Annotated in this window: 12 protein-coding genes; 3 read left to right on the top strand and 9 right to left on the bottom strand. The window is 68.1% G+C overall.

Annotated features, from left to right (window positions below; translation table 11 throughout):
- Positions 1–42: 42 nt before the first annotated feature.
- Both M3185_RS06765 and M3185_RS06760 read left to right on the top strand, forming a co-directional pair.
- Positions 43–1035 (top strand): DNA-3-methyladenine glycosylase family protein, encoded by a 993-nt coding sequence (locus M3185_RS06765; protein ID WP_251332909.1) that lies wholly within the window; start codon positions 43–45, stop codon positions 1033–1035.
- Positions 1036–1103: 68 nt separating this feature from the next.
- Positions 1104–1907, top strand: coding sequence for a VIT1/CCC1 transporter family protein (locus M3185_RS06760; RefSeq protein WP_251332908.1), 804 nt, complete (start codon positions 1104–1106; stop codon positions 1905–1907).
- On the opposite strand, the gene M3185_RS06755 is transcribed toward M3185_RS06760, so the two are convergent.
- Complete coding sequence (locus M3185_RS06755; protein WP_251332907.1) at positions 1837–2214, bottom strand: thioredoxin family protein; 378 nt, start codon at positions 2212–2214, stop codon at positions 1837–1839. The genes M3185_RS06760 and M3185_RS06755 overlap by 71 nt on opposite strands.
- 121 nt (positions 2215–2335) lie before the next feature.
- On the opposite strand from M3185_RS06755, the gene M3185_RS06750 reads away from it, so the two are divergent.
- Positions 2336–3373 carry an LLM class flavin-dependent oxidoreductase gene (locus M3185_RS06750; RefSeq protein WP_251332906.1) on the top strand — a complete coding sequence of 346 codons (1038 nt, stop codon included), beginning with the start codon at positions 2336–2338 and terminating at the stop codon, positions 3371–3373.
- A 29-nt stretch (positions 3374–3402) separates the two neighbouring features.
- Here the strand turns inward: M3185_RS06750 and M3185_RS06745 are convergent, their stop codons facing one another.
- From M3185_RS06745 to pglW, 8 genes are all read right to left on the bottom strand, one after another.
- The gene (locus M3185_RS06745; RefSeq protein WP_251332905.1) at positions 3403–4071 is read right to left on the bottom strand and encodes a class F sortase; all 669 of its coding nucleotides are present in this window, start codon (positions 4069–4071) and stop codon (positions 3403–3405) included.
- 93 nt (positions 4072–4164) lie between these two features.
- Positions 4165–4839 carry a hypothetical protein gene (locus M3185_RS06740; protein ID WP_251332904.1) on the bottom strand — a complete coding sequence of 225 codons (675 nt, stop codon included), beginning with the start codon at positions 4837–4839 and terminating at the stop codon, positions 4165–4167.
- 853 nt (positions 4840–5692) lie between these two features.
- Positions 5693–7792 carry a DEAD/DEAH box helicase gene (locus tag M3185_RS06730; RefSeq protein ID WP_251332903.1) on the bottom strand — a complete coding sequence of 700 codons (2100 nt, stop codon included), beginning with the start codon at positions 7790–7792 and terminating at the stop codon, positions 5693–5695.
- A 4-nt stretch (positions 7793–7796) separates the two neighbouring features.
- Positions 7797–9134: a BREX system ATP-binding protein BrxD gene (gene brxD, locus M3185_RS06725; RefSeq protein WP_251332902.1), complete on the bottom strand. Its 1338-nt coding sequence runs from the start codon at positions 9132–9134 to the stop codon at positions 7797–7799.
- Entirely contained in the window at positions 9134–11821 is a 2688-nt protein-coding gene (gene pglZ, locus M3185_RS06720; RefSeq protein ID WP_251332901.1) for a BREX-2 system phosphatase PglZ, read from the bottom strand. Before pglZ ends, brxD begins: the two co-directional genes overlap by 1 nt.
- A complete protein-coding gene (locus M3185_RS06715; RefSeq protein ID WP_251332900.1) occupies positions 11818–15657 on the bottom strand; it encodes a DUF6079 family protein in 3840 nt (1279 codons plus the stop codon). Before M3185_RS06715 ends, pglZ begins: the two co-directional genes overlap by 4 nt.
- Positions 15658–15724: 67 nt before the next feature.
- Positions 15725–19312, bottom strand: a complete 3588-nt coding sequence (pglX, locus tag M3185_RS06710; RefSeq protein WP_251332899.1) for a BREX-2 system adenine-specific DNA-methyltransferase PglX — start codon at positions 19310–19312, stop codon at positions 15725–15727.
- Positions 19309–23478 (bottom strand): BREX system serine/threonine kinase PglW, encoded by a 4170-nt coding sequence (gene pglW, locus M3185_RS06705; protein ID WP_251332898.1) that lies wholly within the window; start codon positions 23476–23478, stop codon positions 19309–19311. The genes pglX and pglW overlap by 4 nt, the downstream gene beginning before the upstream one ends.
- Positions 23479–23524: the final 46 nt, after the last annotated feature.

Below are 23524 nucleotides of genomic sequence, written 5' to 3'. Positions count from 1 at the left end.
CGGGGGCGCACGGACGTCGGACAGGACTGCCATCATGGTCTCATGCCCTCCTCCGCCTCCCCCGCGCCGGCCGCGCCCGCGCGCCCGGCCGCGGACGGCGAGCTCGTCTGGGACCCGGACGGTCCCGTGCACCTGGGCCAGACCCTCGGGGTGCTCTCCCGCGGCGCCGCGGACCCCCTGGTGCGGGTGCTCGCCCCCGACGTCGTGTGGGTCGTGGCCCGCACCGCCGCCGGGCCGGTCTCGGCGCGCTTCTCCCGCGCCGGGACGGGGTCCCCGCTGCACCGGCCCGTGCTCGTGCGCACGTGGGGCCCGGGGGCCGAGCAGTTCCTGGCGGAGGCCCCGCGCTGGGCCGGGGCGGAGGACTCCTGGGCGCGCTTCGAGGCCTCCGAGGCCTTCCGCGCCCTGCCCCACCGGCTGGTCGCCGCCCGGCACCACCACCCCGGGCTGCGGCTGCCCTCCACGGGCCGGGTCCTGGACCGCGCCGTGGTCTCGGTGCTGGAGCAGCGCGTCACGGTCCGGGAGGCCGTGGCCGCCCACCGGCAGCTCGTGCGCCGGTACGGCGAACCCGCCCCGGGGCCCGCCCCCGGCGGGATGCGCGTCCCGCCGACCGCCGGGGCGTGGGCGGCCGTGCCCGTGTGGGAGTGGCACCGCGCCGGGGTCGACGGCGCCCGTGCGGCCACGGTGCGGCGCGTCGCCGAGCGGGCGGCGGCCCTGGAGCGGCTGGGCCGGGCGCCGCTGGACGCGGACCTGCACCGCGGCCTGCGCTCGATCCCCGGCCTGGGGCCGTGGACGGTCGCCGAGATCGTCCAGTGCACGCACGGGGACCCGGACTCGGTGAGCGTCTTCGACTTCCACCTCGCCACGTGGGTGTGCTGGTTCTTCGACCGCCGCCCCGGCGACGACCGCCGGATGCTCGAGCTGCTCGAGCCGTGGCGGGGCGACCGGCAGCGGGTCGTGCGGCTGCTGCGCGCCTCGGGCTTCCGCAAGCCGTCGTTCGCGCCGCGGCTGCACCCGGAGGACCACCGGAGGCGGTGAGCCCCCGGGCAGGTGAGGCAATCCTGTCCTTGCTGGCACGGTCCCGCCCACGGGCGTTGAATGGTGCCATGACCCAGGACCACCTCCTCACCGAGCCCCACGCCACCGGCTACACCGAGCGGATGAACAAGCTGCGCGCCGGGGTGCTCGGCGCCAACGACGGCATCGTCTCGGTCGCCGCGGTCGTGGTGGGCGTGGCCGGTGCCACGACGAGCACCGGCGCGATCCTCGTCGCCGGGACCGCGGCCCTGGTGGGCGGGGCCCTGTCCATGGCCCAGGGCGAGTACGTGTCGGTCTCCAGCCAGTCGGACTCCCAGCGGGCCCTGATCGCCAAGGAGAGGCGGGAGCTGGCGGAGATGCCCGAGGCCGAGCTCGAGGAGCTCGCGGAGATCTACGAGGCCAAGGGCCTGTCCGCCGAGACCGCCCACCGGGTGGCCCGGGAGCTCACCGCGCACGACGCCCTCGCCGCGCACCTCGACGCCGAGCTGAACATCAGCGAGGAGGACGTCGTCAGCCCGTGGAACGCCGCGGTCGCCTCCGCGCTGTCCTTCTTCCTCGGAGCCCTGCTGCCCATGCTCGCCATCCTCCTCCCGCCCGACGCGTGGCGGATCCCGGTGACGTTCGTCGCCGTGCTCGCCGCGCTCGGCCTCACAGGCTGGCTGGGCGCCAGGCTCGGCGAGGCCCCCCAGCGCGGCCGCGCGGCCCTGCGCATGGTGGTGGGCGGGGCGCTCGCCCTGGTCGCCACGTTCGCCATCGGATCGCTGCTCGGCGTCACCGCCGTCGTCCGGGGGCGGGGGCCGCTCAGGCGCCCGGCGCGTCCGGGGACTGCTTGGCGACCTCGGCGCGGACCTCCTCCATGTCGAGGCCCTTGACGGCGTCGATCACCTGCTCGAGGGCGGAGGCGGGCAGCGCGCCCGGCTGGGAGAAGACGAGGATGCCCTCGCGGAAGGCCATCAGGGTGGGGATCGAGGAGATCTGCGCGGACGCGGCGAGCATCTGCTGGTCCTCGGTGTCGACCTTCCCGAACACGACGTCCGAGTGCTTCTCCGAGGCCGCCTCGTAGGTGGGGGCGAACTGCTTGCAGGGGCCGCACCAGTCGGCCCACCAGTCGAGCAGGACGATGTCGTTCTCGGCGATGGTCTGGCCCAGGGTGTCCTGGGTGATGTCAACGGTAGCCATGCCTCCAGCGTAGGCGCCGGGCCGCGCGCGGGCACAGCATTTCACTCGTGGCACAAGGCCGGCCCGCCGGGCGCGAGGCGCGCTCCCTAGACTGGAGACCGGACCCGCGTTCGGAGGCGCCATGAGCTTCGAGATCGGCATCTTCTCCCTGGGCGAGGTCGCCCCGGATCCCGTCTCGGGCGCCCGCCCGGACAGCCGGCAGCGCCTGCGGGACATCATCGAGCAGGCCGAGGCCGCCGAGGACGCCGGGCTGGCCGTGATGGGCGTCGGGGAGAACCACGGCACGGACGTGGTGGCGGCCTCCCCCGTGGTGCTGCTGTCCGCGATGGCCGGGCGCACCCGGCGGCTGCGGCTGACCACCGCCGTCTCCGTGCTCCCGGCCGGTGACCCCGTGCGGCTCTACGAGCAGATCGCCATGCTGGACAACATCTCGGGCGGGCGCGCCGAGATGATCGTGGGCCGGGGGGCGTCCGAGAGGGTGCTGCGGGCGCTGGGGCTCGGGGGCCAGGACCCCGACGCCCTGTTCGAGGAGAAGCTGCTGCAGCTGCTGCAGGTGCTCGAGACGAGCCCCGTCACCTTCGACGGCGCCCTCACCCGTCACGCCGCGGAGCTGGACATCGAGCCGCGGCCCCTCCAGGAGGGGCTGCCCCTGTGGGTCGCCTCCTCCGGGAACCTGCGCTCCGTCGTGCGCGCCGCCGCGCTCGGCCTCCCCCTGGCCCTGCTGCGCACCCACGGCCCGTACGCCGAGGCGGTGGAGACGGTGGCCGTCTACCGCCGGTCCCTGGGCGAGTTCGGCCGCGACACCGCCACACCGGTGAGCCTCAACGTGCCCGGGTTCGTGGCCCGCACCACGGAGCAGGCACGGGAGGCGAGCTATCCGTACTTCGCCGCCGGCGCCCGCAGCCACGGGCCCATCGTGCCGGAGGACCCGCGCTGGAGCCGGGCGGAGTACGACCGGGAGTGCGCCCCCGAGGGGTCCCTCGTGGTGGGCGACGTCGACGAGGTCGTGGCGAAGATCGTGGCCCAGCAGCGTGCCCTGGGGCACGAGCGGCTGCTGCTGCGGATGGACGCCGGCGGGGTCCCGCACCCCCTGACGATCGACGCGATCGCCCTGCTCGGGACGGAGGTGCTCCCGCGCGTGCGCTCGGCGCTGGGCTGAGCCGGCCCCGCCGGCTCAGGGGATCCGGGTCAGCGGGCGGGGGACGCCGTGACGACGACGTTGCGGCCCCACAGGTCCTCGGTGTAGCAGCTGATGATCACGAGCCGGTTGGGCACGACGTTCCAGATGTCGCTGTCCTTGAGGGTGTCCTTGTCGTGGGTGACCACGGAGTCCACCACGTAGTCCACCGTCCCGGTCTCCGTGCGGACCTGGACCTCGCTGCCGATCAGGGACGGGTCGCTCAGGGCGTTGAAGGGGGCCTCGCGGCCCTCGAAGCTGTGCCCGGCGATGTAGGTGGTGTTCCGGGAGCCCGCGCCGGGCGTGCCGTACGGGGTGAGCCAGTAGCCGTCGGGCGTCTCCGGCGGGACCAGGGACTGGGCGGCGAGGTCCTGCTCGGTGGGGGTGAGCGGCAGGACGGGGACGTCGAGGCCCGCGTCCGGCACGCTGAGCCCCACGGGCGCGGCCGCCCGCGGCGCGTCCCCCGGGGGCTCCGGCGCGGTCGTCGCCGAGGTCCCGCCCGGGCCGGGCGTCCGGCTCGCGGACACGGACGGCGCCGCGGGGTCGGCGGCGGAGGGCTCCCCCTCCCAGGGCTGGGCCACGAGGACGGCGGCGCCCAGCGCGAGCGCGCCCAGGGCCGCGGCGGGGGCGGCCCAGCGCGGGCGGCGCGCCGGCGGTTCCGTGGGCTGTGCGGGATCCATGCGGACGGCTCCTGGGGCAGGGGTGGGGGTCGGGGACAATGCTATGCCCCGGTGCCGCAGGGCAGCGGCACCGGGGCGGTCGGCATCGTGGGATCAGACGCGCGCGCGGCGGCGCATCCGCAGGGCCACGGCGGCGGAGGCTGCGGCACCGGCGGCCAGGAGGGCGGCCAGCGGGGCGGCGTCGGTCTCCTCGGCCTGGGCGGTGTCCACGTTCAGACCGGTGTTGGTGCCGGTGTCCGTGCCGCTCCCGTCGTCCTCGCCCGAGTCGACGGTGCCGGCCGGGGCCAGCCCGCCGCAGCTCGCCTCGAACAGCGCCACGAGGTCGGCGCCGTTCTCCATGAACACCAGGCCCTCGGCGCGGGCGTCCAGGGCGACGGCCTGGAAGTGGGCCGCGGCGGCGGCGGAGGCCGCGTAGGCGTCGTCGACCGCCGGGTCGTCGGTGGACTCAGCGTAGGACTGCTGCAGGTCCGCGATCGCGGTCCAGGCACCCTGGGCGCGGTCGAGGGTGGAGTCGTTCACGATGGCGTCCTCCAGCACGGCCTGCTGGGCCTGGAGCTGCGCGAGGACGCCCTCGTCGGCCACGAGGGAGTTGAAGTGCACGCCCGTGTCGTGGAGCTCGTCGGCGGCGGTGATCAGGTTGCTCACCGTGGTCCCGGCCCCGGGAGCGGTGCAGGTGTCGGCGTAGGCGGCCGGGGTGCCCAGGAACAGGCCTCCCGCCAGGACAGCGGCCGACGAACCGGCGGCCACCCATTTCTTCACAGCAGTCATGTCGGTGTATCTCCTCAGTCGTGTCGGCCCCCTGGGCCCGCCCGCAGGCGGCAGCGCCCGGCAGACCGACCCATGGCGTCCCGGGCGCGCACCAGGGACCGTCGCAGGAGTCGTCGTGCTGCCGGTCATCCGGTGCGGGGGGTTCCCACGGTCAGCTCGGCGATGCTGAACCGTGCCCGGATGACTGCTGCACTCCCCAACATATAGGAAATCTCATACTGTTCGCATCGGTTAACGCAGTGTTTGCACAGCGTCGCGTCACAGTCGGGGCCGTCACCGCCGGGGTTCCGGGCCCCACCAGGGCCGTCACCCCTCACCGGACGGAAGGCGCCGCGCCCGGGCGAGGAGGCGGCCCGCGCCGCGACGGGACCCAGCGTCCCGGAGGGGAGGGACCGCGCGGGCACGGCCCCGGCGCCGCGGCACGGCTTCGGCGCTGCGGGGCCCTGGGAAGACAGAAGCACCCCGGACCGGTCGTCCGGGGTGCTTCGCGATGTCCTGCGACATCACCCGTGGCAGATGAGGGATTCGAACCCCCGTAGGCATTGCCAGCTGATTTACAGTTCGCTAACTCCCGTGCTTTGCTGGATCATCTTAAGCTAAGTTATGCTATCGCACCTGGTCAGATTGGGTTTTCGCACTTTTTAGTACTGGCCGGTGATGGCGAAGACTGCCGAATCCTCTAACAATTCCCTACCACTCAGACGTGGACCAGCAGATCGGGCCGCGGACATCGGGAACTTGGACAGCGTTGCGGGTCCTGCTGGCCGCCCGACTGCAGATGGATCATCAGCGCACCGCCAACCGCAACGCACTCACCGCGCTGCTACGCGGCCTCGACCTGGACATCGACGCTTCAGGACTCGCTCCGATCGGCCACGTGGGTCTTGTGCTCCGCTGCAGCCGTTGCTGCACCTACCCGGTCAGCGAAACGCTCCGAAAGCGTCTTCACAGCGGTCGCTTCTGGCAGCGCTGCCGAGAACTTCAGCTTCTCGACCATCTCCACAGGGACGCGCGGTAACACGTCGTCGAACGAAATATCTGCGAGCTGCCACAGATCCCCCGCATCGCGCAGAATCATGACGTCGTTGTACGACGGCCCCTCCGCCCCTCCAAGGCCGGCGCGCAGTGTCTCGTTGGCCTTGAGCCCGGCCCAGGTCCACAGGTGCGTGTCGTGCCCCGACCGTTCGAGGACGATCCCGTCCCCTGAGACCTGGTTGAACCGCATCTCGCGGACGAGGTCCAGCCGCTCGCTCGCTCGCCGTGACAGCGGCACATCTGGCGTCTCGCCGAGGACCACATCGCGTTGCGCTCGCATCATCTCGAACGACAGCGCGATTGCATCACTATGCCATCGGACGTCGCCCTTGTAGGTCACCGGGCTGACGACGACTTCGAACCGTTCCCAGTTCACGTGCTCGACGCGCCAGGCCCGACCGTTCATGAGGATGGGCTTGGCGTCGAGCTTCTCGGAGCCCTCGCGCGGCAACGCGAGTGGTGAGATGAACCCAAGTTCCTTGTTCCCACTCACGACGCGCAGTTCCTTCTCGGCGTCGAATGAGGTGAGCAGCTCCATGAAGTGGCGGCGGCCGAACGCCTTCTCGGCGGCCGGCCCAATCATCAGCAGTCCGCCGTCCTCGACGAGGAAGCCTTCGTCTCGCAGGTATGCGAGCACTTCATCGCCGTCGTCCATCAGTTCCAGTGATCCCCACCATTCCCGCCAGGTGTGGGCCCCGTAAGCGCCTTCTTGCAACGCGAGCGCCAGAAGCTGCTGGGCGGTGAGGTGCCGCGGGTGTGGCGGTGGCGTGATGGGCTCGACGAAGCCGCGCTTCCACAACAGAAGGAGGCCTGCGGCCTCGAGGAACGTGTCCGAGCTGGTGGCGAGGAACAACATGTTGCGCCTCGTCCCGGCCCGGCGTCCCGTGCGCCCGAGCCTCTGGAGGAATGAGGCAACAGTTCGGGGCGCGTCGATCTGGATGACACGGTCGAGATCTCCAATGTCGATGCCCAGCTCGAGCGTGGAGGTGGCGACGATGACGGTGTTCTGAGCCTCAGCGAATGCCTGCTCGGACCTGCGCCTCTCCTCTGCGGAGAGCGACGAGTGCGACACGAACGTCTCGACCCCGAGCGCGCGCAGCTCGAAGGCAAGCTGCTCGCTGACACGGCGTGACTCGCAAAAGACGAGCCGCTTCTCACCGCGGTGAAGTGCTGTGACGACCTTCGCCGCGTTCGCCACCGAGCCGACATAGTCGAGCAGCACCTCAGGCTCGGGAGCAGACGCCGCATTCTCCTCAAAGACCACCCGAAGTTTCCGTTCCCCCAGCCTGGTTGTGGTCTGGCCACTTTGTAGCCAGCGCCCGATCGCCTGTGGGTTGCCGACCGTCGCCGACAAGCCGACCCGCTGGATCGGCCGCCCTGCTATCCGTTCCAGGCGAGCCAGAACGCCGAGCAAGTGCCACCCGCGGTCAGAGGCCGCGAACGAGTGCAGTTCGTCGACGACGATGGCCCGCAGCCCTGGGAACAACCGGTTGTGGTCCACACGTCGCGACACGAGCATCGCTTCGATCGACTCGGGTGTGGTCAGCAGGATGTCCGGCGGGTCGGCGAGGATACGCCTGCGCGCGGTGTCGCTGACGTCGCCATGCCACAGTCCGACGCGGCGGCCAAGCCAGTCGCCGTACTTGGTGATGCGTGGGTGCAGGTTGTTCAGCAACGCCCGTAGCGGTGTCACGTAGAGGACGGACAGGCCGTGCCACTCTTCCTGGACCATTGAGGAGAGCAGCGGGAAGACGGCGGCCTCAGTCTTGCCACCGGCCGTGGGTGCAATGAGCACGCAGTCGGCGCCCGATCGCACGGGCTCGACGGAGGCCGCCTGCAGGGGGCGCAGGTTGGACCATCCCAGCGAGTTGACGACGTGGTACTCGATGGCCTCGTCGAGGCCGGTGCCGCTTGTCATGGCGCTAGAAGCCTAGATCGACGTCGTCGACCGACACCGCGGCGCGCAGGTCGCCCCGTGTCTGCGCTTCCCGCTCGACGTCGGTGAGCTCGGAGGCGCTAAGCGTGAGCTCGTAGTGCTGGCGCGGGTCGAAGTCCGGGAACTGATCGACGCGATCGAGTACGTCGGCGACCAGCTTCTTGAGGAAAACCCGAGGCGCCACCCCGGTCCGGCTGCCGAGTTCCCCAGCGACTGCACCGGCGAGGTCAGCGATGTAGGCGTCATCGACGACTGCGTGGATGCGCTCGGCCGCCTCGGTCCCCGCGGCGTAGATGTCGCGGACGCGGCTGCCGATCTCTACCAGCGACTCAGGCGTGAACCCGTGCAGGCGGATCTGCGTCGCCCGCGGGTTGTCGAATCGTACGTCGGTCGCGAAGTCGGTCTGCACCCGCTGGGCGAGAGGCGCAAGTCGTTGGACGCCCTGATGGCCGTCGTAGAAGGCGGGCGTGCCCGTCATGAGGAGGTAGAGACCCGGGAAGCGCCCGCTGTCGACCTCGTCCATGAGCTGGCGCAGCGCGTTGAGCGACTTCTCGCGCACGTCGGATCGCATGCGCTGAAGGGTCTCGACCTCGTCCAGGACGAGTACGAGTCCCGCGTAGTCCGAGTCGCGCAACACGGTCAGGAGCCCTTGGAGGAACCCGAGCGCGCCAAAGTGGTCGAGCTCGCCTCGCACGCCGGCCGACCGGCGTGCACTGGCAGAGACGTGCGGCTGGCCACCGAGCCACGCCAGCAGGGCATCCGCCTCGGCGTTCTTCGCGCTTGCGCTCATCTGGCGGTAGGCGCGCAGTGCCATGGCGAACGCGGGCGCTTCCTTCGACACCGATGCAAGGCGCTTTTCGAGCAACTCATCGGTCCGATGCTGGATGTCAGCAGAGTCGACGGTGCCGGCCGCCTGGACGTCCTGTCCGAGAACGTACAGCCAGCCGTCGATGACGTCGCGGAAGGCTCCGCTGGAGACGGTTGGCGTCGAAAGGTTCTCGACGATGCGCCGGTAGACCTTCTCGAGCTTGTACAGCGGCGTCTCGGTCTCGGAGATCTGGATCTCGGCGGTCGCGAAGTTCTTCTTCTTGGCCCGCTCGGTGAGCCAGCGGGAGAAAAACGTCTTGCCGGAGCCGTATTCACCCCGGACCGCTTTGAACTGAGCCGCGCCTTGCTTGACTGCGTCCAGCTCGCCGTCAATCGCGGTCTCGAATCTGCCGAGCCCTACGGCCAGGACATCAAGCCCTTGCTGCGGCACGGTGCCGCGGCGTAGGGCGTCGATGATCTCCCTGCGCCGCCGCGGGCTGATCGCAACATCCGCCATCACACCACTCCGAACTGGTCCTTGAGCATGTCGACGTCGAGCCGCAGGGTCTCACCATCGCTGTCGTAGGACAGGATGTCGTAGCCCTCGACGTTCAGGACGCGTTTGACCACGGCCAGCCCTTGCCCAATGCCGGCGTAAGGCAGCCCGGCGGCCGACGCGACCGTGTCCTGGTGCGCTCGCCCACCGCGGTGCACGAGAGTGCGTAGCACCGTCTCCACGAGCGGTCCGGCCCCGGTGGCTGCGCGCCCGGCGAGGCCCATCTGGTCAGAGTAGACCGACGACGCAAGCACTCTGGTAACAAGGTCGTCCGTCTTTGCCGCCACGGGAGTCTGCGGCTCGTCGACCTCGAACAACGTGGGCGCCGCCTTGCCGACGGCAGGCTTCTTGCGCGCCTTCGTCGCCGGAGCAGCCGTAGGCGCGGGTAGCGTCTCAACGACCGGGTCGTTCCACCACGCGGGCGCCTGCGGTGGCGCCGCCTCCCAACCGTCTGGCGCCGACTGCGCCAGCGACCGCTGGTAGACCAGCACTGGCACGGTCAGCTCGGCCAACGACGCGCCACCGTGGTACCCAGCCCGAGTCGGCCCGTACCGTGCGTCGTCGCGCCACAGGAGGATCGCCTCGCCGGCGTCGAGCGCAACGCGCGGCCCGCTCACCAGCACCTCGCCATCTCGGACCGGGCCCGAAGTTGCCGGTCGCCAGCGCGCATCGCCTCCAGCCACGGCGGGAAGCATCTCGGTCTGCCTTTCAACGACGTGGCCGTGGTCGGAGGTGAGCACGACGGCGCGTCCGGCGATCGACGCGGCATTGAGCAGCGCTCGCAGCGGCTCTAGGTCGCCCATGGCCCAGGACCGGCCGGCAGTGTCGTTCTTGTGCGTCGCGTCGTCGATGGCGTTGATGACCACGCCGACCACCGGTACGGTCGGGTCGGCGATCGCCAACCCGACGTCTTCCGCGAGCTGGGCCCCACCTGTGGCTCGTAACTCGCCCTTGTGGAACACCCGCGCGCCAGGGAACGCCATGGCAAGTCCGGACTTCTCCGTCGCCGAGTTGCCTCGGCGAATCTCACCGCAGAACAGGCTGGTTCGTGAAAGCCCGGTCATCGACGGCAACGATGCCACAGCGGCAAGGCGGCGCTTGGTCACTGCAGGGACCCACTCGACGAGACCTGAGCGACCGACCTCGGTAGCGAGATCGACCGCCACTGTGCCGCTCATCCCGTCCAAGACCACAAGCAGCACTCCGCCGTAAGACTTCCACGGATTGACTACCGTGCGCAGGACGTCCTCGATGCCCAGGGGTGGTCCGTCATTTAGTAGATCTGCCAGCGAACGCATCACCCCAGAGTCGGCGAGGTGCGCCGCAGCGACCTCGTCGCGCTTGCGACGCCGGTCGCGCACATGCTCAATCAGCCGCCCGTACGCGGCACCCACCTCAGCGTCAGACGAGCCGCTCCACAACACACCGATCGCGGAGTCGACCCATGCGCCATCGTCGAGCTGCCGCTGGAGATCTCCCCCGAGACTGTGGACCTCGGACTCCGGTGAGGCCAGCCAACGGGAGAGCCGGACGGCCATCCGCGGTGCAAGGTCCTGGCCGGCGAGGGCTGCCTCGCGGTGGTCGAGAACTGCCGCCAGTGCTTCCTCAGCACTAGAACCCTCGTCGAGTGCCTTGCCAAGCGCGCGCAGGCGGGCTGTGAATCCGGGGCGCAGGATCGACGAGCGCTCGGCCCCGGCGGGCCAGCCGAGATTGTCGCGCAGCAGCGCCTCGGCCTGATCGAGTACCACGCCGAGCCGTCCCTCGGGGTCACCCTCTCTCGACAGGCGCAGCACAGCGGACACCGAGGCGTTGGCGATCTCCCGCGCCTGCAGCGGTGTGATGGATCTGCCGCCCACGTAGCGCTCGAGCAACCGGGTGCGCGCGGCAACCTGCTCTTCGGTGAGATCGCCGGCAGGGTGAGGCCACAGCACGTCGATGGCCAGCCCGAGCGCGAGGGGCTTGACGAGTCCGCCCGGGGAAGCGGTCGTGCGGAGCGCGAACCCCGCGGCGGTGCCGTACTGCTGCTCGGCCCACTCGATCAGGTGCTCCTGCAGCTCTGGACCCACCGCAGACCAGGGAGCGCGGGACCCGTTGCTCAGCGTGGTGAGGATGACGGCGCCGTCCAGATCGCCTGAGTCAAGCTCCAACAGGTGCGCCAACAGGCCGCCGATGGCGTGCTCGGCCGTCACGGCGAGATCGGTCGACGGTGCCCATCCCTCGGCAGGCTCGTGGTCGAGCAGTGCAGTTGCTGCCCAGTCAAGCCTGCGCAGCTCGCGGCTAACTTCACGCGCCCCACGGAACAGCGCCGGGACACTCCCCCACTCGTCAGGGTCCTCGATCTGCTGGCGGTAAGCGCGGGCAAGCACCGTGTCACCGAGATCAGTGCGTGGCCGGTCGGTGAGTACTACCAGGTACTCGTCATCGGACTGCGCGGCGTAGGCGTCAAGGATGGCCAGCTGGGAGATGCCCTCGACCACCCGGACGCGATAACCGTCGACCGCCAGCTCACCGCCGTGCCAGTGCGGTTGGGCACGGATCACAAGCACGCGCGAGTCTCCCCCCTTGGCGATGAGCTCGGCTGCGCGCGACCGCACGAGCGCCTCAGAGACGGCGACGGTGCGCGCTGCTTCGGTCGGAGAGCTGGTCACTCCCACCTCCAGCTCACTCGCAGTTTCTTGCCCGGAACCGGGTTGGCCAGCTCGTCGCTGATCTTCTGCCCTATCTCTTGGACCTCGACGACGCGCGCGACCACCCGGCTCTTCTCAGCTGTCCGCCGCCGCTGACGCTCCTCCTCTTCTAGGCGGATGCGGTTAAGCTCGGCGAGCTTACTGGCGATCTCCGCCTCGCGCTCCTCCTGCTCGCGGCGCTGGGCCTCGAGCCGTTCTTGCTCACGCTGGAGCTGCGCCTCACGAGCCGCGCGCTCCGCGGCCGCCTTGCGCTCGGCCTCTTCTCGCTGCCGTTGGGCTTCCTCCTCGCGGAGACGCCGCTCCGCTTCCTCCCGTCGACGCCGCTCGATCTCGTCCGGGTCGTCAACCAGAGCCGTGGTCGCCTCACGCGCTGCAACGTCGAGGGCCGGCTTGAGCGGGGCGTGCAGTTCTGCCTGCCGTGCGACCTCTCGCAGCTGCGCCAGCGCGCGGGCCGCGCGGTCGCCGCCAAGCGCGGGCAGCTTGTTGATCAGCTCCCAGTTCGCGCCGCGCAGCGCGGCTACAACGTCGCCGGACGCGCTGATCGATCTAGCGATGGACTGCGACTCGGCAGGGAGGTCGAACTGGGCAAGTGCCTCGATCCTTGCCACTGGTCCATCGGCCGCGGCAAGGACGGCGACCAGATCCCGTGCGCGCGTCACCGTCTGCCACCGCGGCGCGGTCTCGTCCAGCCCCAGAGTCTCGGAGTGCGCAGACAGCTCCGCCGCGGCGTCCTCCGTCGTGTGTAGCATCGGACGGACCTTGCCCTTGAGCGCGTCGCTCACGCGCTGCAGCGCGGCGGTCGAGAGGTGGTACTCGTCAGCTCCCACGCCGAACAGCGCCTTGGCCCGAGTCAGCGCAACCTTCCATTCCTCCTCGGACGGCAGCACGGGCTCGCGCAGGAGCATGTCCGCAGTGAGCGCACCGATGCCAGGCTCGGATGTGCGGGCGCCAGCACGGTACCACTCGCGGTCGGTGACCTTGGCCCACGCCAGAACAAGCAGGTCCATGGCATCGGTCGTCATGCCACGCTCAGCCAACAGGCCGCGCAGAGTCCCGATGGTCACGTCGCCGGTGCCCGCGGCGCGGGTGAACTCGTCGAAGAACGCGAAGTGCTGGGCGTCGAGCGCGTAGGTGGTCTCGCGCAAGGCTCCAACGCCGTAGGCAGTCACCACACGGCGCACGCGGGTCCCGGTGGCACGGTCAATGTTGGCCAGACGTCCACCTGCGTCCACGGCTCTGCGCGCCAGGTCGAGCACGGCGTTCAGCTCGGCCCGGCGCACCTCCTCGGTGCCACGCTCGATTTCCGGGTGCTTGGGGTAGCGGGCGGTCAGCGCCGAGCCGAGTACGCCGACGACGGCGTCGCGCAATGTCGCCACCGAGGGCTGCGTCGGTGTGAACCCGTCGGCGAGGGTGACGAAGTTGGTCCCAGCGACTAAGGTCCCGAGGTTTTCTTCGTTCTTGGCGTCGATGCCGTAGGCCTGGCGCAGGAGCGCGGCCAGCTGGCTGCGCAGCGAGTCGCGCTGACCCGTCAGCAGCCGGCGCGCTGGCTCACGGTCGTTGACCGGCAGGTTCGCGGCGTACTGGTCGAACCGGTCGCCGGTGAGCAGGTACTCGAGCTGAACTAGCTTGCCCACGTCCTCCATGCGCTGCGTGGTCAGGAAGTGCGGCACCCACGCGATCGTGTCACTGAGGATTCCTTCCTGCCGAAGCGTGTAAATGCGCTCGACGTCGTCGGACGGTCCGCGGTCATCCATGTCGTCGAACGGGAAGTCGACCACGAGCTTCCACCGCCCGTCCGACGCCTTGAGTGCCTCGACGGGGAGCGCGACCTTGTCCCGGACGTTCCCGAACACGACGTCGACCGTCTGCTTTTGGCCCCGCCAGATGTGCTCGACCATGTACTCGCCTGCGTACGAACCAGTGACGACGGCGCCGATCTCGGCGACGAGCGTGTCGCGGATAAGTCGACGGCGGTTCGCGTGGGAGTCCTCCTGCGTGACGTGCGCGAGGATCGCGTCGAAGTCCACGCCCGTCAGCTGCAGGCTGATCACCGGGTCCGCGGTCGAGCTGACGGTGATCTCGGAGAACTTGGCCTGCCACTCAGTGGCCAGGGTCACGACCTGCCCGGACACATTCCCGCCGAACATCGACACGACGCTGCCGAAGTTGAGTGCGGCGAGCTTGGACGCCGTCAAATCTTTCAGCGACGTGGCCCCGGGTGCGATCGCCGCGACAAGGAGGGTCTTGGCGAGGCGGTCCTCGCGGCGGAACACGTGGTTGCGGTCGAGAGTCCGGGCGTCCGCGTCGGTGACGTGGTGCTTGTCCAGCAGGTACGGGCGCATCTTGCCGCGGTAGAAAGAGGCGGCCGCCTCGAAGACCTTGACCATGTCGTCAGTCAGCGGCTTGGCATCACCGAGCACGACAACGTCGAACAGGTCGCCGACTGGAATGACGTCTCCGACGGTGAGTTCTTCACGTCCGCGGTACAGCAGCTCGCTCATGATCTTCAGCGCGGTGCGCTCGCGCTGCATGATTGCCGACAGCGCGACCATCGCGTCCACGAGCGCCGGGGAGAACGGGTACACCTTCTCGAAGTCAACGGCGCCCGAGCCGGCCGCATCCGTCAGCAGGTGCCTCCAGTCCGTCGGGTTGGCACGCACGCGGGCGACGGCAGCGGCAAGTGCGGTCGCGCCGGCCTCCGACGTGGGCGTCAGCAAGCGCTTGTTGACGATCTCTGGAAGGTCGGCGGCGGCAAGGGTGATCTTGTCGAATCGGTCTTCCCACCACTGAAACGAGTCCTCGAGCGCGACTTGCTCGGCGCCGACGTTGCCCCCACCAAGGAACTCCTTAAGTGCTCGCTGCCGCGCGACGAACGAAATCATCGGGACCGCCATCTGCCCCGACCCGGTCTCGACTAGTTTGGCTACCTTGGAGGTCTCGTTCTGGATGAACGCCGAGTCGCGCAGGTGGTTGGCTAGCCACAGCACCAACTCGTCCAGGAACAAGACCAGTCCGTCGTAGCCCAGGTCTTTGGCGTGGGCGGTCATGATCCGCAGGCCCTGGTCGATCGGTAGCCAGGCCGAAGTGGAGGTGTAGGCCGGGAAGTAGGTCTCCACAAGCTTCACAGTCACCGCCTGCCGGTCGCGGTCGCTCGCTGTGCCATTGGCGGCCGCGTCGAGCTCGACGGGGGTCAACCCGCCCTCGCTGAGGGTGCCGAGCACGGGATCGAAGTCAGCCTCAAACTTCGAGAAGAAAAGCTCGTCGCCTATCTGCGCCCGCAGCGCTTGAGCATTCTGGAACAACAAGTCGCTCTGGTGGAGCACAGGGGCGGCAGCCTCCGGATGCTTCGCCTTGACAGTGTTGATGTACCCAGAGAACAGAGCACTTTCGAAGGACTCGGCCCCGATGAGGTGATAGTCGACCGCGAGGAACCTCCTTGCCATGACGTCCGCATGCTCGGCCACGACGTCTTGCAGCCCCTCCAGCGCACGCGCGTGCGGGTTTCCGGTCAGGAGCAAGTGCATCACAGCCATGTAGTGCGACTTACCGGCACCGAACGAGCCGTGGATGAACGCACCCTTGGCGTTGCCGCGAGTGAGCGCGGACTTCACCAAGGTCAGGCCCTCACCGAACGCCTCGGCGATTTTCTCCGTGACGACATAGTCCTTGAGGGTCTGCTCGGCGGCAGGGACGCCCTCATGGATGCGCATGACGAAGTCGTCGTCGTGGACGGCTCCGGGCACGTGAATCGCGTCGCGCAGCATCATCGCCAGGGCGCCCGCAGTGGGGGTGCTCATCGGTAAAAAACTCCGTTCATCAAGTACGTCACCTCTCGTCTACTACGGCGTGTGAAACCACGGTCGATCAGGCGCTGCGACGTCGCCCTCGCGTCACCGCCGGCGGACGCCACGCGTTCACGGCATCGCGGGTCATTTGCAACTGGGCCAGGAACTGGTCGATCTGACTGGTGACCGCTTGCGCCGCACTGGACCCGAACTCCGGTTCGAGCTCGGTGTGCCATTGGTGTAGCCACGGCTCCAGCTCGACGAGCCCAGCAACCATGGGTACCAGGGCTTCGTTCGACGCACCGAGGGCCTGCTGGTTCATGATCTCGCGAACCAGGGCAACCGCTTGGTCACGGTGGCTCCAGCCGGCCCAGCCGAGCACGAGGCTGTTGTCTCCCTCTCGCCCGACGCCCGGATACAGCACAAACCGCTCTTTAGGCACGTCGAGCTTGCCGCGGGCCTTCCAGTACTCAACTTTGTGAAAGTCCGTCGTCGAGTACTTCGGTGGAACCGGGATCGTCACCCTCTCCCCCGCGTCCTCGCGCCGCTGCAGATCCCAGACCGCCTGCCACTCACGGAACTTCTCTATGCCTGAGGGCTTGTACCGGTAGGCCGCGAGATAGGCAACCCCTTCCGTCGGCGCAAGCGAACCGATGACTGCCCGGAGATCAGGCTCGGCGCTACCAGTCAGAACTCGTGCGAGTTCGAGCAGGACGTCATCGTTTCGCAACAAATCCGCCAGCTCAGTTACCGAACGTGTGCTCGGCCCCTGGTAGTCGCGCCACAGCTCCGCGTCCTCAAGTCGTTCGAGAATCACAGCCTTCAGTGCATCTTGGAGGCGCTTGTCCCATGGCACGAAGTCCCAGGGCCGCTTGAAATCTGGCGTCTCAAGGAGCCGTATCGCGCGGTCACTATCGATCAGTTCCAGACGCGCTCGCACTAGGTCGCAATAGTCTGAGGGCCACCAATTCGGGATGGTGGTGGTTGTTACCTCCGCAAAGTCGCTAAACCACCTCGTCTTCACCTCCCCTCTCGACACCTTCTGCGCGAGCGAAATCTCGAACGCCCTCTCACCCACTGACAGTTCTCCGAAATTGCCGTGATACACGAGGTTCGACGTTCCAATATTGAAATGCTCGTAAATCTCCCAGTCGAGTTCTTCCTGCTGAAAGATCATTCGACGGCGGATGGATTTCCATCGCTCCGCGGCTGCTACGAGTTGGGCCTCAAGATTTCCAGTCCCCACATCGTTGAGCCACTTTGAGATGACTACCCGAGGCGACTGCTCCTCCATATCTCGAGCGAGCGAATCAAGCTTAGCCGCTCGATCCCTCGGCAAGGTGGCGGGCAGCGGGAAGTCCTGAAGCTTCGTACCTGTGAACTCATAAAAGTCACGCCACTTCTCGTCCTTCGAACTGCCACCACCAGGGCCGCCCTTGTTGTGGCTCACCTGCTTGAGCCAGAAACACGCCACCGAGCTATTGAGCACGGCAAGCAGCTGGAGATGCTGCTCCTCCGTCGCACCCTCTGGCAGCTTGATTACGGGTGCCGACTGCTTGAACACCTTCCCGCCCCAGTCCAGCACGAAATGGTTGTGCGTTGCGACGAACGCTAGAGTGATAACCGGTCCATCAACGCGGTCGAGGCCGAGCTGATGCCATTCCCACCAAGTGCGTCCTTCTTCACGGTAGGTCTTCTTGGAGAACGTTGCTCGGTTCCAAGCCTCCGTACGTACGGGCCACACCCACCTGTACGCGCCAGGGAATTTATGAATGTCGAGCAACCCCCGTGAGGTATACGGAAAGAAGACGTGATCGCCACCGTTGATGCCATAGTCGCGGACGAGGTCTCCCGTTACCAGGTAGCGAACAAGGTCGGGCTCGACCCGCCTCCTAGCGAACGCCTCACGCGGCGCTAGAAATGCGTCGTCGATATTGGTCATCCCCATCACTCCGACGAGTCGGATTACTGCCGCGAGCGGTTGAGCGGCCCCGTCGTCGAGGGCCTTCTTCAGGTCGCTGGCACCACCGCCGCTCAGCGACCACGGGAACGTAAACATGGTCTCCCGAGCGAGGTCAGCGACACTCACGTACGTGCCGTCGAAGCCCGGATTGTCGATATGGGCGACCAGTTCACTCCAGACGAGCCCCTTCGTCGGATCCTCCGGGGTGCCCGGCTCGCCACGGACGCCGAGGACTGCCCGCACCTTGCTGGCGACGGGCCGACGTCGCCGTCCGATGAGGATGACGGTCGGTGTGCCGTGGCCCGGAATGTAGGCGCCCGAGGTGTCGATGACGTGGGTGAGGTCGACAGGGTTGTCGAGGTGGTATCCCGCGAAGAGGTCCTCGATGACCTTCTTGCCGAACTCACGTTTCATGAACGAGTTGGACGTGATCTTCCCGACGTGCCCGGCGCCCTGTCCCGGTCCGCCCTTGACTGCGAGACGAAAGAACAGTTCCATGAACGGCACCGACAGCGCATACTTGCCGGCCGCCGTTGTGTAGGCCTTTCGGTAGATTTGGTTGAGGACTTTGTCCTTGACGGTGATGTAGGGCGGGTTGCCCACGACGACGTGGTACCGCCCGGGCTTGAGGATGTCGGTGTGATCGCCCAGGTCCTCGGTGTCATAGGTATACGTACCGTCGCCGAAGAGAGCTTTGGTGCCGCCTTGCTCGCCGAGGAGCGAGTCTCCGATAGCCAGGTGGAATCCCCACTCCTCGACGCCGACCAAAGAGGTCTCGCCTGCGGCCAGAATTCCCGCGACACTAAGGCGGAAGCGGGCGATGGCGACGGCGAAGGGATTGAGATCTACGCCATGGATGGAGTTCATCGCCTTGCGCACGCGCTGCTTGGGGTCCATGCCGGGCGCCTCGCCGGCCCACTGTTGGTTGAGGCGCTCGAACGCTCCGAGCAGGAAGTGGCCGGATCCGCAGGTCGGGTCGATCAACTTGAGCCCGTCAACACCAAATTCGGCGATTGCGGGCATCAAGGTGCGATCGAGGATGAACTCTTCGACGAACACCGGCGTCTGCAGCAGCGCGTAGGTCTTCTTTGCGTGGTCGGACAGGTCCTGGTACAGGTCACCGAGGAAGCGGGTGTCCAGGTTGGGGTCGGTGAAGTCGTGCACCAGCGCGCCGTCGTCGTCAGTGCGGCGCCAGAAGTCGACGAGACCCTTGGCGGCCTCGGCGCTGATCTCTGCGGTCCAGACCGGGTTGTGCTGGGGATCAACGAGCGATGCTCCGGCGGGCTGGGCTGCCAGCACGCGGAAGGACTGCTGGAGCCAGTCACGGTCGTGGTGGCTGGTGTTAACGCGGAAGTAGGCGGTCTGGTTCTCGCGTGCGCGGAGGATACGGTCGCCGGGCCCGGCGATCCAGCCGACTGGGACGGGCATTCCGTCGAGGGTGGCGCCGACGAGCAGGTCGTTATCCTCGCAGAACCGGACAAACGTCGTCGCGACGATCCATGCGACGGCCGCCTGATCGACTTCATTGTCTCGCCACGCACCCCAAGACAGCCCTGTGCGCTCGCGCTGCAGTGCTTCGGCGTACTCCCGCTGGAGAGCTCCACCCCAAGTGGTGGTTGGGTCGTCGGCGCGCTCCTTCAAGTCGGCCTGCAGGATCCGCCGCTGTACCTTGAGGGCGGCGAGGAGGGCAAAAGAGTCGATCATGCACAGTCTCCGGGATTGCTGGATTGAAGTTCGGTGGTCTTGTCGTCAGCGAGCTGGGCCATTTCGCGCGGAAGGTCTATCCAGCCGCTCGGGCCCAGTGGTACCGACCGACTTTCCAAGAGTGGGGCGCGGGCGTCGCCAGCCTTAGCGACCAGCAGCCAGCGGGCGGCAGGCCGCCTGGTGCCGGTATCCAGCAAGGTGGCAAGCAGCGAGGTCATGCCGTAGCGCACCAGCGGGCCGGCGTTCGTCAGCAGAAGCGGTCGGTGTGCGCTGAGTCGTTCTGCCCAGACGGGTTCGACCGACCTCTGGACGACACCCTCGAGTGCCTTCCACTGCTTGCTGTCATGGTCCAGGGAGTCATAGACGAGCAGACCGCTCCAGATACCACCGGCCTGCTCGATTTGCTCCTTGGTAGCGCTGATGACGAGCTCGGCGACGTCGAGCACATCTATATCGAACTTCGAGGCCAGCGCCCTCGCGGCGGCGACGTACCGCTTGGGCGTGACGGTGAGAGTGAGCGCCGAGTGCCTTTCGAGCGACTCAGTGAGCTTGCGCGCGACCTCAGTGGCAGGTGTTGGCGCGAACTGCGTCGTCGAGACCGTGCCCGTGGTGTACAGCCCGGTGTTCTTGGGCGCATAGATACCGTTCCGGTTCACCAGCTCGGGGTACAGCTCGCGCATGAGCGCGTTGAGCCGGTCGGAACTCGGCAGCGGCTCGGTCAGGTGCGGGAACCGCGCACTGAGCGTGCGCCGCACCGCCATCTGGCTGATTGAGCGGCCGGGCTTGCCGCGCATCGCGTACCCCAATGCCTCCTTGATGGGCAGTGCCCGTGGGTACAGCTCCTGAAACCCCGACACTGCCGCCGTCTGGCTCGCAGCCGCGGCCAATCGCAGGATGCGTGCATCGGTCACCTGCCACTGGCCGGTACCATCGAGGTCGTCGACGACGCCACGGAGCGCGGTGATCGCCGTACTGGCGGCGACGACGCCATCGGCAACCAGGTCGTCGGCCATGCTACCGAGCTCGCCGGCCAGGTCGGCGAGCAGGTCTGCAGGCGGGACAACTCCGCCGTCCTCCGCGGTCGCGGCGTGCTCGCTCAGTGCCAACAGGTCTACCTTGGCGCCGGCACGGCGGCGCAGCACGAACACAGGATGGGTGTCGCGTGCGTCGAACTCGACGATCGCCCGAACGAGCGCAGTGCCGTAGGTTAAACGTTCGGCGCCGTCAAGCGTGGAGCCGCGCAAGGTAAGGAGCGCGGCGACCGCCTCACGCAAGGTCATGACGCGCCCGGCGTTCGCAACGATGTTGGTCAGCTCGCTGCGCGCGGCGAGGAACGGCTTGTCCCTCGACCACTCGCCGACTGCGTCGTCGAGCATGCTGGTGACGCGTTCGCGCGTGGTCTGGAAGCTGGCCGCAACCTCGGCCGCCGTGGGCCACGACGTGCCGTCGCCGAGGCCGAGTAGGCCATGCGCAAGCGGCTTGTCCGCCGCTGGAAGCATTTCGAGCAGGTTGTCGATCACGCGGTCGACGCCGAGCGCTACCTCAACCCCCGGAGCAGGCTCGGCGGAGCCCAGTGCGGTGCGCCATTGCGCGATACGGGCCTGGATCTCCTTGCGGTAGGTCTCCCCCAGCCCGCGGATGCCGTTGATCTTGACCGGGTGCACGCCCAGCACGTCCGCGACCGTGACCACGCCGTCCAGGCGGCGCAGGGCGGACAGGGCCTGCGCGGACAAGCCTGACTGCTCCAACGGCGTCTCCAAGGTGACCTTGGAAGCGAGCTCATCGTCCTTCCGCCGGGCGTCCTCGTCCAGTGCAAGGCTCGCAAAGGCCTCGCCCCAGGCGTGCAGCAGGTCTTCGACGTTCCCGAACCGCTCCTTAACGTCGGGCGACAGGGCCTTGCGGAACAGCTCGGTGAGGCGCGCGCTCACAGCAGGGTCGAACGACGTCGGCTCCACCACCGGACGGTCCGTAGCGGAGGCAGGTGCGCCCGCGCCATTGGGCCACCACGGCAGCACACCAGTCGCCATCTCGAACAACGTTACCGAGATCGCCCATAATTCCGCCGCCCGGTCATAGCGGGTGCGACGTCCCTTTCCCAGGTATGGGTCGAGGTATCCGGGCGTGCCGGAGGAGACGTTGTCCAGAGGCTCGCGGGCGAGCGAGAAGTCAAAGAGCGTCAGGTGTGGTTTGCGATAACCGGGGTCCGGGGCGATACCGAGGTTCGCGGGCTTGATGTCGCGGTGGAAGACGCCCTTGACGTCCACCAGGTACGCCATGGCCTCCAGCAGGTCGGTGCCCCACCGCTGCAGCTGCTCCAGGGTCGACTGGCCTTCCTTGATCAGGCGCGTGGCGAGGGTCTCCTTGCCGGCGTCGGACATGAGCAAGGCACTTCGGCCACCGAGTTCGAGCGTCTCGATGAATCGGACGACGCGCGGGTGCTCAAGCCCTGCGAGCACCTCGGCCTCGATGTCGAGCCTGCGACCCGCGGCGTCGTCGCGAGCGACCTTGAGAATGAGCTCCCTGTCGTCGCCTGCTTCGTCATCCAGCACGGCGAGGGCCACGCCGGACGATCCCTCGCCGCGGCGACCGGCCACGAGGAAGCGGCCACCGATCATGTCGCCGGTTTGGGCGTCGAGCGGGTCCATGATCTCCGCGGGCGGGGCTTGGTCGTCCGGTCGGCGCACCTCGTCCCACGCGATGCGGACCAGCTCGAGCGCGTCCTCGACCGACGCCGGCCGCTCGGCCTCGTCGACAGCCGTCAGGTCGCCCACAACCTCGGCGAGGGAGTCCGGCAGTCCGGCGGTGACTGCGCGCAGGTCGAACCGTCCAGCCTGCTGCTGGATCTCCTGGACATCAGCGATCGTCGTGGCCGGTGCCTTTCCGGTCAGGATGAGGAAGGCCACGGCTCCAAACCCGAAGACATCCAGAGGCGCACCAGGTACGTCGGTGACTGACTGTCGGGCTTCGGGAGCGAGCCACACCAGGTCCTCCGCGCCCGCGACACCGAGCAGGTCTGTCACACCGCGGCTGATGACGGTCCACCGGGTCGTTGCGGCCGTCTCACGGTCCTTCTGCGCCGAATACCAGTCGCGAACTTCCAAGCGCGGGCCGTTAGGCGATGGTCGAACCCATACACGCTGCGGCGACAGCGCTCGGTGGAACAGGTGACGGTTGTGGGCGTACCGAAGGATGTCGCCGAGCTGCTCGACCATCGCGACCCGGTGGTCGAGCGTCAACGCGGCACCCTCGTCGGCGAGGAACGCGTCGAGCGGTCGTTCAGCGTCTTGGTATTCGAAGACCAGCGCCGGGCCGTCATCGGTCACCAGGAACTGCTGCGGGACGGCGATGCCCTCGTGGCGGATCCCGAAGGTGAGCTGGTACTCGCGCTGGGCGAGTTGCTCGATGCGCTTGCGCTCCGACGCGGATGCCCTGGGGTGCACGTCGTACAAACGCAGTCGTTGCTTGATCTTTGGCAGGTTCGGGTGCGTGACCACCACGTCCTGCCAGTCGACTCCTTCAGCGACGGGATCGGACTCGGCGACAGCGAAGTCGCCCACCATCCGCGTCTTCGGCGTCGGGCGGAAGTCCGCCTTCTCGCACAGGTGCCGCACGAGTTGGGCACGCTGCGGGTCGATGTTGTCCTTCGGATTCGCCGGCGGAGTAGCGAGGAAGTCGCTGAGCCGGAGCAGCGGAGGCTTGGAGCTGACGGAGTATCCGTCAAGCTTGACCACACCGGCGCGGCCGGAGGCGTCGACCGCGAACGTGGAGCCCTCGCCGTGCAGCACGACGAGCGCTTTGACCCAGGGGACGCGCTCCATCAGCTGGCCCGACGCGTACGACTTGAGTAGCGAGGCGAGGCGCTTGCTCTTGCGGTCGGTGACCAGGAACGGGTTCAAGTGCGTTTTGCCCGGCTGGTACCAGCGCTGGGAGTTGCCGGTGATGGTCCCGTGCCAGCCCTTGAGCTCGACGCAGAACAGGCCCACCGGCGTCAGGAGTAGGACGTCGACCTCGGCGGTGCGGTTGTTGGTATCAATGAAGGTCAGGTTGACCCACGCAGTCGTGCGCCCGTCGTCGGGCAGAACCTCGCGGAAGGCTTCGAGGGCGGCCGCCTCCTCCGCCGTCGCGGGCGGGCCCATCACCTTCCAGTTGGGCGAATCAGCCTTCATCGGTTTATCGGTGCTCCAGGGATTGCGGCGTGGGGGGGTCCTGCAG

Source organism: Kocuria rosea (genome assembly GCF_023715525.1).
Classification (GTDB): Bacteria; Actinomycetota; Actinomycetes; order Actinomycetales; family Micrococcaceae; genus Kocuria; species Kocuria rosea_A.
The sequence above is the reverse complement of the archived record's forward strand: the minus strand, read 5'-3'. Positions and strand labels throughout refer to the sequence as shown.